Annotated in this window: 10 protein-coding genes; 7 read left to right on the plus strand and 3 right to left on the minus strand. The window is 71.9% G+C overall.

All coding sequences use genetic code 11. The annotated features are described in order from the left end of the window. Nucleotides 1-89: 89 nt before the first annotated feature. The 5 genes from ACZ45T_RS21320 to ACZ45T_RS21340 all read left to right on the plus strand — a co-directional run bounded on the left by ACZ45T_RS21320 (nucleotide 90) and on the right by ACZ45T_RS21340 (nucleotide 10,712). On the plus strand, nucleotides 90-1,427 hold the full coding sequence (locus ACZ45T_RS21320) for a lipase family alpha/beta hydrolase (protein WP_468443828.1): 1,338 nt from the start codon (nucleotides 90-92) through the stop codon (nucleotides 1,425-1,427). Further along, nucleotides 1,424-6,394, plus strand: coding sequence for a caspase family protein (locus ACZ45T_RS21325; RefSeq protein WP_468443520.1), 4,971 nt, complete (start codon nucleotides 1,424-1,426; stop codon nucleotides 6,392-6,394). The genes ACZ45T_RS21320 and ACZ45T_RS21325 overlap by 4 nt, the downstream gene beginning before the upstream one ends. A 109-nt stretch (nucleotides 6,395-6,503) precedes the next feature. Further along, nucleotides 6,504-7,127, plus strand: a complete 624-nt coding sequence (locus ACZ45T_RS21330) for a GntR family transcriptional regulator (protein ID WP_214950028.1) — start codon at nucleotides 6,504-6,506, stop codon at nucleotides 7,125-7,127. A 219-nt stretch (nucleotides 7,128-7,346) separates the two neighbouring features. Continuing rightward, complete coding sequence (gene aceE, locus ACZ45T_RS21335) at nucleotides 7,347-10,031, plus strand: pyruvate dehydrogenase (acetyl-transferring), homodimeric type (RefSeq protein WP_468443522.1); 2,685 nt, start codon at nucleotides 7,347-7,349, stop codon at nucleotides 10,029-10,031. Nucleotides 10,032-10,190: 159 nt separating this feature from the next. Beyond that, nucleotides 10,191-10,712 carry a DUF4240 domain-containing protein gene (locus ACZ45T_RS21340; protein ID WP_468443524.1) on the plus strand — a complete coding sequence of 174 codons (522 nt, stop codon included), beginning with the start codon at nucleotides 10,191-10,193 and terminating at the stop codon, nucleotides 10,710-10,712. On the opposite strand, the gene ACZ45T_RS21345 is transcribed toward ACZ45T_RS21340, so the two are convergent. After that, nucleotides 10,713-11,483 carry an SDR family NAD(P)-dependent oxidoreductase gene (locus ACZ45T_RS21345; protein WP_468443526.1) on the minus strand — a complete coding sequence of 257 codons (771 nt, stop codon included), beginning with the start codon at nucleotides 11,481-11,483 and terminating at the stop codon, nucleotides 10,713-10,715. A gap of 86 nt (nucleotides 11,484-11,569) precedes the next feature. On the opposite strand from ACZ45T_RS21345, the gene ACZ45T_RS21350 reads away from it, so the two are divergent. Continuing rightward, entirely contained in the window at nucleotides 11,570-12,223 is a 654-nt protein-coding gene (locus ACZ45T_RS21350) for a TetR/AcrR family transcriptional regulator (protein WP_468443528.1), read from the plus strand. A gap of 58 nt (nucleotides 12,224-12,281) precedes the next feature. On the opposite strand, the gene ACZ45T_RS21355 is transcribed toward ACZ45T_RS21350, so the two are convergent. Both ACZ45T_RS21355 and glnA read right to left on the minus strand, forming a co-directional pair. Further along, a complete protein-coding gene (locus ACZ45T_RS21355) occupies nucleotides 12,282-12,689 on the minus strand; it encodes a hypothetical protein (RefSeq protein ID WP_468443530.1) in 408 nt (135 codons plus the stop codon). A 151-nt stretch (nucleotides 12,690-12,840) separates the two neighbouring features. Next, the gene (gene glnA / locus ACZ45T_RS21360; RefSeq protein WP_468443532.1) at nucleotides 12,841-14,250 is read right to left on the minus strand and encodes a type I glutamate--ammonia ligase; all 1,410 of its coding nucleotides are present in this window, start codon (nucleotides 14,248-14,250) and stop codon (nucleotides 12,841-12,843) included. A gap of 184 nt (nucleotides 14,251-14,434) precedes the next feature. Between glnA and ACZ45T_RS21365 the strand changes: the two genes are divergently transcribed. Continuing rightward, the gene (locus ACZ45T_RS21365) at nucleotides 14,435-14,902 is read left to right on the plus strand and encodes an RDD family protein (RefSeq protein ID WP_468443534.1); all 468 of its coding nucleotides are present in this window, start codon (nucleotides 14,435-14,437) and stop codon (nucleotides 14,900-14,902) included. The last annotated feature ends 108 nt before the right edge of the window (nucleotides 14,903-15,010 follow it).

The raw sequence follows: 15,010 nt of genomic DNA on the forward strand, positions 1-15,010 counted from the left end.
GAATTTCCTCCGGACGGGGGCGCCGTCGTCTTCCCGCCTCTACCGTGGATGCTCCGGCAGGGCGGGGCGGGACGCAGGGGGGCGTGAGCATGGACCTGGTCGTGGTGGTGCCCGGCATCATGGGGAGCCGGCTGGCCGACGCCGACGGGAGGCCGGTCTGGGACCTCAAGGGCCGCACGCTGTCGCGGGCCATCAGCACCCTGGGCGGCTCACTCAAGGCCCTCGCGCTGCCCGGCGGCCTCGGTGACGGACATCCCGGCGACGGGGTACGGGCCGTCGGTCTCATGCCGGACCTGCACGTCGTACCGGGCCTGTGGCATCCCGTCGACGGATACACCGACCTGATGGCCTGGCTGGCGGGGACCTTCGGGCTCACCCCGGGGACAAGCCTGCTGGACTTCCCGTACGACTGGCGGCTGTCGTGCCGCTACAACGCCGGGCTGCTGAAGCGGCGCGTCGAGGAGGGGCTGGAGCGGCTGCGCGCCGCCTCCCCCGAGCACGCCGACGCCCGTGTGATCCTCCTCTGCCACTCCATGGGCGGTCTGGTCGCCCGGCACTACGTCGAACGCCTCGGCGGCCGCGAGACCACGCGCCGCGTGATCACCCTCGGCACCCCGCACCGCGGTTCCGTCGACGCCCTCTCCAGCCTGGTCAACGGGCTGCGCAAGGGCTGGGGACCGCTCCGGCTGGACCTGACGGCCCTGGCCCGCAGTCTGCCCTCCCTGCACCAGCTCGCGCCCGACTACGCCTGCGTGCGCACCCCCGGCGGCCTCGTCCACCCGGCCGACCTTCCCGGCCTGCCCGGGCCCGACCCCGAGCTGCTGGCGGACGCCGCCCGCTTCCACGCCGACCTGCGGGCCGGCGCCCCGGCCGAGGGCCTGGCCTGCCTGGTCGGCGTCCGTCAGCCGACGGCCACCACCGCCGAGTTCACCGGCGGTCTGCTGGTGACGGAGGCGGAGAGCGGCGACGGAGCCGTGCCGCGGCTGGCCGCCCGGCCCGCGGACGCCGACCGCAGGGGGTACGCCGTGGCGGAGGGCCACACCCCGTGCGAGCAGCACGGCTCGCTGCAGAACAACCGCGGCGTACGGGACGCCCTGTACGGCCTGCTGGACCGCGAGCCACCGTTTCGCCGCGAGGGAGAACGGACCGCACCGGCGCTCGGGGTCACCGCGCCCGCGCTCGCCGAGCCCGGCGAACCGTACGAGGTGCGGGTCCGGGCCGACGGGCACGAGGACCTGCTGCTGACCGCCGGGCTCCGCCCCGCCGACGGCGGCCCGCCCCTCTCCCGCTCGCTGGCCAACCTCGGCGGCGGCCACTACCGCACCGTGTTCCCCGCCCCGCCTCCGGGCGCCCACCGGCTGATCGTCCACGCGGTCGGGCACCCGGAGTCGGCCGTGACGGCCCTGACGGTGGTGAGCGAGGCATGAGCACCACCGAGCGGGGGCCGGAGCAGGTCGCGGGGACCGTGTTCGGCGTGGCCGTCGAACGGTACGAGAGCCCCGCGTTCCCGCCGTTGCCGGGCGCGACCGGGCAGCTGCGGGAGCTGTGCGAGCTGCTGGCCGGATACGGGTTCACCCCCACGGTGGTCACCGACCCCGGCCGGGAGGAGCTCCGGGCCTCCGTGGCGCGCTGGCGGGACGGCTGGGCGGACGGCGGGACGCACGGTCCGGCGGTGGTGGTGTGGTCGGGCCACGGGGAGCTGCACCGGGAGGAGCTGCGACTGGTCGTCCGCGACACGCAGCGGGCGCGGGACGAGGAGGAGACGTACGCGGCGCGGCTGCTGACCTCCGCCGCCCTCGGTTGCGGCGCCGACCAGTTGCTCCTGCTGATCGACACCTGCCATGCGGGGGCGGGGGTGCTGGAGTCGCTGCGCGAGGCGCTCTCGGACCACGCGGAGCGGAGTCTGCCGCCGGGCCGGGCGGCCTGGTTCGCGATGGTGGCGAGCTGCCGCCCGCAGGAGACGGCCGACGGAGGCGGGCTGCTGCTGGACGCCGTCACGCGGGTGCTGCGCGAGGGACCGCGGCGCGCGGACGGCTACCAGCACGAGTGGAGCCGCCGCAACCGGCAGGTCACCGGCACGGCCGTACTGGAGGCCGTACAGGCACGGTGGCCCCAGGACGCCGGACAGCAGCCGCTGGCCGTGGTGCTCGGCCGGGACCGGCCGATGTTCCCCAATCCGCGTCGGCTGCCGGCCCCGGAGGCCGAGCTCGTGGAGCATCTGGTGCGGGCGGCGCGCGGGGCGGACCGGGTCGACGAGGGCTGGTTCTTCACCGGGCGGCGGCAGGCACTCGGCGCGATCGTGGCCTGGCTGAATGCGGGGGAACCGGGGCTGTTCCTGGTCACGGGCAGCGCGGGCAGCGGCAAGTCGGCGGTCCTGGGCCGGATCTCGACGCTTTCCTCGGAGCGCTACCGGGCCGACATCGAGGCGCACGGCGCGCTGCGGCCGGGCGATCCGGACCCCGGGGTGGGGTCGGTCGCGGCCTCGGTCCACGTACGGGGGCTCACGGTGGCCCAGCTCGCGGTCGCGCTCGCCGAGCAGCTGAACCTGGATCCGCCGGCGGCGCCGTCGGCGCTGATCGCCGATGTGGAGCGGGAGCTGCGGCGTCCGGTGCTGGTCGTCGACGGCCTCGACGAGGCCGCCCCGGAACAGGCGGCGCAGATCGTCGACCAGCTGCTGGCTCCGCTGAGCCGGCTGGCGCTGGTCGCGCTGGGATCGCGCGCCCGTCCGTTCCGGCCGCGTGCGGAGCCGGGCGAACCGCTCGACCGGGCGATCTCGCGGCTGCTGGACACCCGGGCCACGGCCGTCGATCTGGACGTGGAGCCCGGTACCGCCGAGGACATCCGCGACTACGCCCGGATGCGGCTCCTGGCGGGCGCGGTGCCCGGCGAGCACGCGGCGGGCGCGGCGCTCGCCATCGCCGACCGGGCGGCCGGCGACGCGGGCGGGTTCCTGTTCGCCAGTCTGGCGGTGGGCGCGTTGGGCCGGCACTTCGCCGCATCGGGGGCGGAGGGCTGGGAGGAGGCCCTGCCGGTGTCGATCACGTCGGCCCTGACGGCGGACCTGGCCGGGGGCCCGCGCCCGGAGGCCGCGCGGGACCTGCTGACCGCGCTGGCGTGGAGTCAGGGGAACGGTATGCCGGCCCGGGGGGTGTGGGAGGCGGTGGCCTCGACGCTGAGCCCGGACGGGACCTCGTACGGTCCGCAGGACGTGGACTGGGTGCTGAACGCGTACGGCCGGTACGTGGTGGAGGACAGCGACGGGACGCAGGCGGTCTACCGGCTCTACCACCGGGAGTTCGTCGCCTGTCTGATGGGCGCGGACGACGGCCTGGAGGGCGGGGCGGAGACGGCGTTCCAGGTGATGCACACGCTGCTCGGGCTGCTGCCGGCAGACGGCGCGGCCGCCAATCCGTACGTGCTGAGCACGGTACCCGCGTACGCGGTGATGACCGGGGACCGGGGCATGGAGCTGCTGCGGACACTGGCCGGGCTCCGGGGTGAGGTGTTCCGCCAGCTGCTGGCCGCTGCGCTCGTCGGCCTGTCCTCCGTGTTCCAGTACTTCGGACAGCCGGCGAGGGCGCTGGCTCCCCTCGGAGAGGCCGTGGAGATCTTTCGCGCCCTGGTGCGGGACGATCCGGACACTCACCTCAGCGACCTGCTGACGGCTCTGAACTACCTGGCGATGTGTCAGGACGAGACGGAGGACGGCCCCGGCGCCGTGGTCACGAGCGCCGAGGCGGTGGCACTCCACCGGCGGCTGGCCGGCGCCTCGGGGGCACACCGGGTGGATCTGGCCATGGCGCTGCACAATCTGGCCTTGCACACCGCCGCGCTCGGCGAGACGGACGCCGCGCTGGCCGCCGCCACCACGGCCGTGCAGATCTACCAGGTACTCGCCACGGAGAGTCCCGAGGCCCATTCGGAGCATCTGGCGCGGGGCCTGATCACCCTGAGCGCCCGGCAGCTCCGGACGGACGCCCGGGAAGGTCTACGGACGTCCGCGCGCGCCGTGGAGCTGTACGAGGCGCTCGCCCGGGACAGTCTCGACGCTCACCTCGTGGGGCTGACCGACGCGCTCATCGCTCACGCGCAGCTGCTGGCCGCGGTGGGGGACGGACGGGGCGCAATGGCCGCGGGTCGTCGGGCCGTCGATCTGCTCCGGGCCGTCACGGACACGAATCCGGCCGCTCACCGAGCCCAGCTCGCGAGCGCCCTGGACAACCTGGCCAGCCAGCAGAGCCGCACCGGTGACGTACCGGGGGCGCTGGCATCGTGCACCGAAGCCGTCGGGCTGCTGCGCGCCATCGGCGGCCGGTCGGCGCGATCCCCCCAGTTCATCGTCATGCTGGGCAACCTGGCCCGGCACCAGGGTCAGGCCGATGACGAGGAGGGGGGCCTGACCACCATCACGGAAGCCATCGAGATCTGCCGGGATCTGGCGGAGCGGAACCCTCTGGCGCACGGTGAGAGACTCGTCCAGCTGTCGGTGAATCTCGCGGCCCTCTTGAGTCAAACGGGACGGGTCCACGAGGCACTGGCCACCGCCGAGGAGACCGTGCGGGAGAGCCGGAACCTCGCCGAGCGCACCCCGGCCGCGCACCTGCCGGGCCTCGCGCTCGCGTTGAGCAACCTCGCGATCCTGCGCACCCGGGCCGGGGACGCCGGGGCGCAGGCCGCCGGCGCCGAGGCGGTCGCGCTGTACCGGTTCCTCGCCCGGGACAATCCGGATGCCTTCCTCCCACAGCTCGCCACGGCCGTGATGAATCAGTGTGTCGAACTGCTCCGCAGCGGGGATATGGACGCGGCCCTCCCGGCCGCCCGGGAGGCGGTCGGCGTCTACCGCGACCTGGTCGGGCGAGATCCAGGCGTCCATGAGGACGGCCTAGCCCGGGCTCTGACCGGCCTCGGCGTGCTGCTGGGGCGTCGAGGCGAACACCAGGGGGCGCTCACGGCCACCCGCGAGGGGGTGGCGCTGCTGCGGAACGTTGTCCCGGCAAACCCCGGCGCCCGCCTCCCGGCCCTGGCCCGCTACCTGGCCGGCCTCGCCGACCAGGAGGCGGTCGCCGGAGGGCGGCAGGCCGCCCTGGACGCCATCACCGAGGCCGTAGGGCTCTTCCGCGAACTCGCCGCGGCCCGTCCCGCCGTCTACCTGACCGAACTCGCCCGGATACTGCGCGCGCTGGCAGGGCACCGGAAGGCGGCCGAGGACCGGCCGGGCGCGCTCGCCGCTGTCACGGAAGCGGTCCATCTCTGTCTCGCCCTACCGGCGGGCGACCCCGAGATGTCCATCGAATTGGGCCTGGCGCTGAAGGATCTCGCTCACCTCGGGCCCGCCGCCGAGGCGCTCGACGCCCATCTGAGCGCCGAGGCGGCCCTCGTGGACGTACCGGTGATCCGGGACTGGGTCACTTGTCAGCGCGGGCACCTCCAGCTCTCGCTGGCCGATCCCCTCCCGGGCGTCCGAACGCTGCTGGCGCTCACGTCGCCGAGGTATCCGTCCGGCCGATTCGAGAACCGGCCCGTCCTGTGGGCACGGGAGCTGCTGCGCTCGCGCCGGTCGCTCGCCGCCGGGGTGGCCGGGGCCGCCCACTCGCTCTGGCTGGGACTCGACCAGGAGGTGGTCGAGCTCGCCCGCCAGTGGGTGGAGAGTCCCGGCTGGGTGGCTGCCCGGGCGTTCTGGGACGAGCACGCCGCGGTGCTGGGGTCGTTGCCGGGCAGGATGGCCCTGGCCGAGCTGCACCTGGCCGATGAGACGGCCGGGCTGTACCTCGCCGTGGCCCATGCGGCGGTGAGGGACGGCGCCGACGAGGCCTTCCTGCCGTACATGGTCAACGAGCGGTTGCAGGCGTGGATGGCGCTGCCCACGTGGGAGGAGTCCCGGGCGTTCCTCACCGAGCACGCGGCGGAGCTGCTGCGCGAGGAGACGCTCGACTTCGTCGCTGTGTCGGATGCCCCGGATGGCTCGGGCGCGTGGGAAACGGAGCAGGCGCACCGGGCCGTCCTCATCCTGGCGTTGGACGCGGGCGTCGCCGCCGCCTACGCCTGCGTCACGGACGAGGGCGCGCTGCGGGAGCGGTGGCTGCGGGAGCTGGCCGTCGCGGAGCCCGGCCCCGCAGTGCTGGCGAGCCTGTGCGCGCTCGAACACTGGGTGCACGGCCGGGAGTTCATGGCCCGCGTGCACCTGCGGACCGCCCGGGTACTGGCCGGCGAGCCGCCAGGCTCCGCACCCCTCCCCGAGCCCTCACCTGAGTCCTCACCTGAGCCCTCCGCCGAGCCCGCCCCCGGCGAACGCGACGCCGCCGTCGCGGAGCTCGCGGCGCTGATCGCGCAGCGGCCCGGGCACGCGGCCGAGCTCAGCGCCCTGATCAGCGCAGTCGTCGGTGGTTCGCTGTAACCAGCCTCACCCGACGTCCCCGACCTGGAACGCATCGCGTCGGCCTGCTCCGCCGTATTGTCTACGCATCGAAGCGATGCATGCCCCTACAGGAGATGAAGCCCCGATGATCACCCCACCCGTCGTGCACTCGCTGCGCGAGCAGATCCGCGAGCACATCGTGGAGGGGATCGTCAGCGGGCGCTGGAAGCCCGGCGAGCGGATCGTCGAGCGCCGGATCGCGGTGGAGCTGGAGGTCAGCCAGACTCCCGTACGCGAGGCCCTGCGCGAGCTGGAGACGCTGCGGCTGATCGAGTCGGCGCCCAACAAGGGCGTGCGCGTACGGAATCTGTCGGCGGCGGACCTGGAGGAGATCTACCCGGTCCGGGCCGGTCTGGAGCAGATCGCGGCCGAGCTGGCCGCGCCGCGGCTGGCGGCCGACTGCTCGGCACTGGAGCCGCACGTGGCGGCGCTGTGGGAGGCCGACCGCACCGAGGACGGCACGGCGCAGGTCCGGCACACGGTGGGCTTCCACCGGGAGATGGTGCGGGCGGCCGGGAACAGCGTGCTGCTGCACACCTGGGAGAGCCTGGGCATCGAGGTGTTCACGGCCCTGTCGATCCGCTGGCTGGGAACGGTCCAGAAGTCCTACGCGGAGGAGCACGAGGCCCTCGTGGAGGCGTTCCGCAATCAGGATCCGGACATCGGTCTGCTCGTGAAGCGCCATGTTCTGGGATGCGCTCCGCGCGCCTGACCGTCCTTATTGCCCCGATTTACCCGGCACTGGGTGCCCGTTTCGCTGGCACCCGGTGCCGACTTTTGTCGTATCGACGTTTCTTTGTCACTTTTATTTGATCGATCATCGATCAGCGATTTACAGTCGTCGCGGACCTCAACCAGGTCCATCGACCCTGTCCTGCCCGTCAGGGATTTTTTCACCACCTCTCCTTTGTCCGGAAGGCGGCGCACACCGATGTCCGACCCCGTAGGAAAGCTTCCGAGCGAGCTCGACCAGCTCCCGGACCGCGACACCGAGGAGACCGCCGAATGGGCGGCCTCCCTCGACGCCGTCGCAAAGGCCGCCGGTACGCGCCGCGCCGAATACCTGCTCCGCCGCACGCTCCAGCACGCCGAGGCCGCCGGCCTCGCCCTGCCCAAGCTGCTGGAGACGGACTACGTCAACACCATCCCCACCGCCGCGGAGCCGGAGTTCCCCGGTGACGAGGCGATGGAAGCCAAGATCACCGCCTGGAACCGCTGGAACGCGGCCGCCATGGTGACCCGCGGCTCCAAGTACGGCGTCGGCGGCCACATCGCCACCTTCGCCTCGGCGGCCTGGCTCTACGAGACCGGCTTCCAGCACTTCTTCCGCGGGAAGGAGGCCGACGGATCGGGCGACCAGCTCTACATCCAGGGCCACGCCTCCCCCGGCATCTACGCCCGCGCCTTCCTCGACGGCCGGATCTCCGAGCAGCAGCTCGACAACTTCCGCCAGGAGTCCGGCGGCAACGGCCTGCCCTCCTACCCGCACCCCCGGCGCCTGCCGTGGCTGTGGGAGTTCCCGACGGTGTCCATGGGCCTCGGCCCGCTCTCCGCGATCTACCAGGCGCGCTTCAACCGCTACCTGCAGAACCGGAGCATCAAGGACACCGCCAACTCGCACGTCTGGGCCTTCCTGGGCGACGGCGAGATGGACGAGCCCGAGTCGACCGCCGCCCTGGCCCTCGCCTCCCGCGAGCAGCTCGACAACCTGACCTTCGTCATCAACTGCAACCTGCAGCGCCTCGACGGTCCGGTCCGCGCCAACTTCCGCGTGGTCCAGGAGCTGGAGGCCCAGTTCCGCGGCGCCGGCTGGAACGTCATCAAGTCCCTGTGGGGCTCCGCCTGGGACGAGCTGTTCCAGCTCGACACCACGGGCGCCCTGGTACGCCGCCTGCGCGAGGTACCGGACGCGCAGTTCCAGACGTACGCGACCCGCGACGTGGCCTACATCCGCCAGCACTTCTTCGGCGCCAACGCCGAGCTCGTGCAGCTGGCCGGCGTGCTCTCCGACGCGAAGATCGCCGAGTGCTTCCACAGCTCCCGCGGCGGCCACGAGCCCCGCAAGGTCTACGCCGCGTACAAGGCCGCCCTGGAGCACAAGGGCGCGCCGACGGTCATCCTGGCGCAGACCGTCAAGGGCTACACGCTGGGCGCCGGGTTCGAGTCGAAGAACGCGAACCACCAGATGAAGAAGCTGACGATCGACGAGTTCAAGGACATGCGTGACCTCCTTGGCCTCCCGATCCCGGACAGCGCCTTCGCCGACGGCCAGGTCCCGTACGGCCACCCGGGCGCGAACAGCCCCGAGGTCCAGTACCTGAACGAGCGCCGCGCGGCCCTCGGCGGCCCGGCCCCGGCCCGCAAGGTCAAGCACGTGGCCCTGCCCGCCCCGGCGGACCGTTCCTTCGCCCCGCTGCTCAAGGGCTCCGGCAAGCAGGAGATGGCCACCACCATGGCCTTCGTCCGGCTCGTCAAGGACCTGATGCGGGACAAGGAGACCGGCAAGCGCTGGGTGCCGATCGTCCCCGACGAGGCCCGTACCTTCGGTATGGAGTCCCTCTTCCCGTCGGCCGGCATCTACTCGCCGCTGGGCCAGACCTACGAGCCGGTCGACCGCGACCAGCTCATGTACTACAAGGAAGCCAAGGACGGCCAGATCCTCAACGAGGGGATCACCGAGGCCGGCGCCATGGCCGACTTCATCGCCGCCTGCACGTCGTACGCGACGCACGGCGAGCCGATGATCCCCTTCTACATCTTCTACTCGATGTTCGGCTGGCAGCGCACCGCCGACCAGATGTGGCAGCTCGCCGACCAGCTCGGCAAGGGCTTCATCGTCGGCGCCACCGCCGGCCGCACCACGCTGACCGGTGAGGGCCTGCAGCACGCGGACGGCCACTCGCACCTGATCGCGTCCACGAACCCGGCGTCGCTCAACTACGACCCGGCCTTCGCGTACGAGATCGCGGTGATCGTCAAGGACGGTCTGCGCCGGATGTACGGCGAGAAGCCCGAAGACGTCTTCTACTACCTGACGGTCTACAACGAGCCGAAGGTCCAGCCGGCCATGCCGGAGGGCGTGGAAGAGGGCATCCTCAAGGGCCTCTACCGCTTCAACACCTCGGCCGACCTCGCCGAGGCGGCCCCGGCCGCCGACGCGCCCAAGGTGCAGCTGATGGCCTCGGGTACGGCGATCCACTGGGTGCTGGAGGCGCAGAAGCTGCTCGCCGCCGACTGGAACGTGGCCGCCGACGTCTGGTCCGCCACCTCCTGGGGCGAGCTGCGCCGCGACGCGCTGGAGTGCGACGAGGCGCTGCTGCGCGGCGAGGTGCGCACCCCGTACGTCACCCGCGCGCTGGAGGGTGCCGCGGGCCCGGTCCTCGCGGTCTCCGACTGGATGCGCCAGGTCCCGGACCAGATCAGCCAGTGGGTGGAGCAGGACTACACCTCGCTGGGTACGGACGGCTTCGGCCTGTCCGACACCCGTGAGGGCGCCCGCCGCCACTTCGGTGTCGACGCCCAGTCGATCGTGGTGGCCGCGCTGGCCCAGCTCGCCCGCCGCGGCGAGGTGCCGGCGTCCTCCATCAAGGAGGCCCGGGAGCGCTACGGCCTCTGAGCCGCGCGACCCGCATGACCACGCGTGAGCGCGCATGACAGCACGTGACCGCTCGTGACCGTGTACGAAAGGCCGGTGTCCACCCCTGCGGGGGTCGGGCACCGGCCTTTCGACGTATGCGCGGTGGCGGCGCGGGGGCCGACCCGTGATGCTGGAGCGGTGATGGACGAGACGGAGTTCTGGGAGATCGTCGACCGTACCCGCGAGGCCGCCGAGGGCGACCCCGAGGAACACGCCGAGCTGCTCACGGAGCGGCTCGCACAGCTCGATCCGGACTCCGTCCTGGACTTCGCCCGGCACTTCGAGTCGCGGTACAACCGGGCGTACACCTGGGACCTGTGGGGCGCGGCCTGGGTGCTGCTCGACGGGGCGAGCGACGACGCCTTCGACTACTTCCGGTGCTGGCTGATCGGCCAGGGGCGGGAGGTCTTCGAGGGCGGGGTGCACGATCCGGACCATCTGGCGGAGCTGCTGGGCGACTTCGACGAGGAGGTCGACGGGGACGGCGAGGAGCTGGGGTACGCGGCCGACGAGGCGTACGAGCAGCTGACCGGGGCGGTGGCGCCGGATCTCGGAATTCCGCTCCAGCCGGCCGAACCGGAGGGCGCCCCGCTGGACTTCGAGAACGAAGCCGTGCTGGCGGAACGCTTCCCCCGGCTCTGGGAACGGTTTCGCGGTTGATCAGTAGTGCGTGCCGCCGTCGATGCGGATCTCCGTACCGGTGATGAAGGCGCCGTCCTCGGAGCCCAGCATGGCGACGACGCCGGCCACGGTCTGCGGGCCGGCGAAGCCCTGGCCGAGGGCCGGGGCGAGCTTGGCGAAGAGGGACCAGTCGGTGTCCTCGGGCAGGCCGGGGCCGTTGCCGGTGGTCATGCCGCTCTCGATGGAGCCGGGCGCGACGCAGACGAAGCGCAGGCCCTGCTTGCTGTACTCGGCGGCCAGCGCGTGGGTCATGGACTGGATGCCGCCCTTGCTGGCCGCGTAGGCGGACATGTAGGGGTGCGCGAAGGACGCCGAGGTGGAGCTGAAGTTCACGACGACCGGCTGCTCGCCCGCCAGCAGGGCCGGCAGCGACTCGCGGATCATCAGGAAGGTGCCGGTCAGGTTGACCCCGATGACCGTGTTCCAGAGGTCCAGCGTGGTCTGGTGGGTGTGCGCGGAGCGCAGGATGCCCGCGGCGTTGACGAGTACGTCGATCCCGCCGAGGGTGTCGACGGCGGCGGCCACGCCCTCCCTGACGGCGTTCTCGTCGGATATGTCGAGGAGCGCGGTGGTGAGCCGGGCCGCGTGGCCCGCGGCGGCGGCCTGGTCGGCGGTGGCCTCGAGACCGGCCTCGCTGACATCCACGGCGTGCACGCGGCCGCCCTCGGCGAGGATGCGGTGAACGGTGGCCCGGCCGATGCCGGAGCCGCCGCCGGTGATGAGGACACGACGTCCTTCGTAACGGTTCATGGCGTGAGCGTACCGCCGTCGTGGCACGTTTTGCCATGGCGACAAAGAATGTCACCACCGGGCGTGGCGACAGGTACGCTTCACCCGTGCGATCCCCTCGTCCGTACTCTCCCCAGGCCGGCCCCGGAGCCCAGTCGCTGACCGAGCGCCGCAAGGCCGCCACCCAGCTCGACATCGCGCGCGCGGCCTGCGAACTGTTCGCCGAACACGGCCCTGACGGCACCACCGCCGAGGACATCGCCCACCGCGCCGGGGTGGCCCTGCGCACCTTCTACCGCTACTTCCGCAACAAGCAGGAGGCGGTGGCCCCGCTGCTCGCGGGCGGCGGTGACGCCTGGCGCGCGCTGCTGGCCGAGGAGGACCCCGGCACCCCGCTCGCCGAGGCGCTGGAACGCGCCGTCACCCGGTCGCTGAGCGGACAGCAGGCGGTCGAGGAGGGCCTGGAGGTGACCCGCGGCCTGCTGCGCGCGGCCGCGGACGACCAGGCACTGCGCGCGGTCTGGTACTGCGTGAACCAGGACTCGGAGGAGCACCTGGTCCCGGTGATCGCCCGCCTCGCGGGCCCGGCCGCCGACCCCCTGGAGGTACGGCTGCTCGCGGCGGCGGCCACGGACGCGATCCGCGTCGCGCTGGAGGTGTGGTCGGGCACGGACGCCCCGGTCTCGGGCCCCGGCTCCCCCGCCGAACTCGCGGTCCGCTGCCTGCGCGACCTCACGGGCGCGATGCCCCTGCTCCGCTGAGCTCAGCGGAACAAGGGCATCGGCTCGGGCCCGTGGCCCCGCGTGTCCTCATCGGCCCTCAGTGGCCGCCACCCCAGTCGCCGTTGCCGCCGCGACCGTTGCCCCAGTCACCATTGCCCCAGTCGCCGCCGTTGCCGCCGCGACCGTTGCCCCAGTCACCATTACCCCAGTCGCCGTTACCGCCACGACCGGAGTCGTTCCAGTTGGAGTCGTTCCAGTTGCCCCAGTCGTGACGTCCGTTGCCGCCGTTGCCGCCGACTCCGTCGTCGTCCCAGCACCAGCTGGGCCGGTCACGCCAGTCCCGGTTGCAGCACTCGTCCCAGCGCCAGTCGTTCCAGTTGTTGTCCGAGCACCTCCAGGTGCTGCCACCCGTGGTGGTGGTGGCCGTGGCGGTACCGACCGGCATCAGTCCGATGGCGACTCCGGCGGCGCCCGCCAGGACTGCCGCAACGATCCTACGGCGCATCTTGATGCACCTCCGCACATAGGTAGATAAGGGGCCTTTCGGCCTAATCCCACCCTCACCCGACCTCGGCACCCTGTCAAAGCAGAGATGGCCCCCGGCACGCTCCGAGGAGCGCGGCCGGGGGCCATTCTTCAAGCTCAGACCGGGTTTTCTACAGGTCGAAGTAGAGCTCGAACTCGTGCGGGTGCGGACGCTGCGCGATCGGGGCGATCTCGTGCGTGCGCTTGTAGTCGATCCAGGTCTCGATCAGGTCCGGGGTGAAGACACCGCCGGCCAGGAGGTACTCGTGGTCCTCCTCCAGGGCCTTGAGGACGTCCTCGAGGCTGGTCGGGACCTGCGGGACGCTCGCGTGCTCGTCGGGCGAGAGCTCGTAGAGGTCCTTGTCGATCGGCTCCATCGGCTCGATCTTGTTCTTGACACCGTCGAGGCCCGCGAGCAGCAGCGCCGCGAAGGCGAGGTACGGGTTGGACGACGGGTCCGGGGCGCGGAACTCGACGCGCTTGGCCTTCGGGTTCGAGCCCGTGATCGGGATGCGCATGGCGGCGGAGCGGTTGCGCTGCGAGTACACCATGTTGACCGGCGCCTCGAAGCCCGGCACCAGGCGGTGGTAGGAGTTCACCGTCGGGTTGGTGAACGCCAGCAGCGACGGGGCGTGCTTGAGGATGCCGCCGATGTAGTAGCGCGCGGTGTCCGACAGGCCCGCGTAGCCGGCCTCGTCGTAGAACAGCGGGTCGCCGTTCGCCCACAGCGACTGGTGCACGTGCATGCCCGAGCCGTTGTCACCGAAGATCGGCTTCGGCATGAAGGTCGCGGTCTTGCCGTTGCGCCAGGCGACGTTCTTCACGATGTACTTGAAGAGCATCAGGTCGTCGGCCGCGGCGAGCAGCGTGTTGAACTTGTAGTTGATCTCGGCCTGGCCGCCGGTGCCGACCTCGTGGTGCTGGCGCTCGACCTGGAGGCCCTGGGCGTCGAGCTCCAGGGAGATCTCGGCGCGCAGGTCCGCGAAGTGGTCGACCGGGGCGACCGGGAAGTAACCGCCCTTGTAGCGGACCTTGTAGCCGCGGTTGTTCTCCTCGGAACCGGTGTTCCAGGCGCCGGCCTCGGAGTCGATGTGGTAGAAGCTCTCGTTCGCGGAGGTCGCGAAGCGCACGCTGTCGAACACGTAGAACTCGGCCTCGGGGCCGAAGTACGCGGTGTCGGCGATGCCGGTGGAGGCGAGGTACGCCTCGGCCTTCTTCGCGATGTTCCGCGGGTCGCGGCTGTAGGCCTCGCCCGTGATCGGGTCGTGGATGAAGAAGTTGATGTTGAGCGTCTTGTCCTTGCGGAACGGGTCCAGACGCGCGGTGCTGATGTCGGCACGCAGCGCCATGTCGGACTCGTGGATCGCCTGGAAGCCGCGGATCGAGGAGCCGTCGAACGCCAGCTCCTCGTTCGGGTCGAACGCGCGCCCCGGGATGGTGAAGTGCTGCATCACACCAGGCAGGTCGCAGAAGCGGACGTCGACGAACTTGACGTCGTTCTCCTCGATGTACTGCTTCACTTCGTCGGCGTTCTGGAACATCCAACTCCTCCTACTCCCGGCCCCGGGGCAGGGCGGGCTTTATAGCTCGTGGTGCGTCAGTGCGGTGCCGCACGCTGACCCGACCATAAGCAGACGGGATTTCCCAAGCATGACCCATTTGTTTCGCACAAGTTAACCAGGGTCCCGCCGGAGTGCCGTGGAGCACCACCGGTACCGTGGTCGGGTGGACAACAGACAGGCAATCGGATCCTGGCTCTCCGGCCCCCGCGCGGCCGCCGAGGACATGGGCGTCGACTTCGGCTATCCGGGCCAGCGGCTCGGTCTGCCGCAGCAGGGGCCCGGCTCGGTGGCGCGGTTCGGGCGCCGGCTCGGCGGCCTCGCGATCGACTGGTTCGGCTGCCAGCTCATTGCGTACGGGCTGATCACGGGCGGCAACGCGGCCGCGGCGGGCAACTGGACCCTCGGGCTCTTCGTCACCCTGAGCATCCTCACGATCGCCACCGTGGGCTTCACCCCCGGCAAGCGGATCGTCGGCCTCCGGGTGATTTCGGAGACCGGCGGCCGCCTCGGCATCGTCCGTGTGGTCGTCCGCACACTGCTGCTGGCCCTGGTCATCCCGGCGCTGATCTGGGACCGGGACGGCCGCGGTCTGCACGACCGGCTGGCGCGCGCCGTCCAGGTGCGCATCTGAGGAACAGCGCGAAGACAGCACACAGGGGCGGAGGGGGGGGGGGGGGGGGGGGGGGGGGGATGGGGGGAGGGGGGGGGGGGAGGGGGGGGGGGGGGGGGTGGATTTTTT

This window comes from Streptomyces sp. NPDC030995, assembly GCF_055571215.1.

Bases quoted from the DNA above. Each gene is read 5' to 3' on its own strand.
- glnA (WP_468443532.1), bottom strand. From the start codon at position 14,250: ATGTTCCAGAACGCCGACGAAGTGAAGCAGTACATCGAGGAGAACGAC.
- aceE (WP_468443522.1), top strand. From the start codon at position 7,347: ATGTCCGACCCCGTAGGAAAGCTTCCGAGCGAGCTCGACCAGCTCCCG.
- ACZ45T_RS21325 (WP_468443520.1), top strand. From the start codon at position 1,424: ATGAGCACCACCGAGCGGGGGCCGGAGCAGGTCGCGGGGACCGTGTTC.
- ACZ45T_RS21320 (WP_468443828.1), top strand. From the start codon at position 90: ATGGACCTGGTCGTGGTGGTGCCCGGCATCATGGGGAGCCGGCTGGCC.
- ACZ45T_RS21345 (WP_468443526.1), bottom strand. From the start codon at position 11,483: ATGAACCGTTACGAAGGACGTCGTGTCCTCATCACCGGCGGCGGCTCC.
- ACZ45T_RS21355 (WP_468443530.1), bottom strand. From the start codon at position 12,689: ATGCGCCGTAGGATCGTTGCGGCAGTCCTGGCGGGCGCCGCCGGAGTC.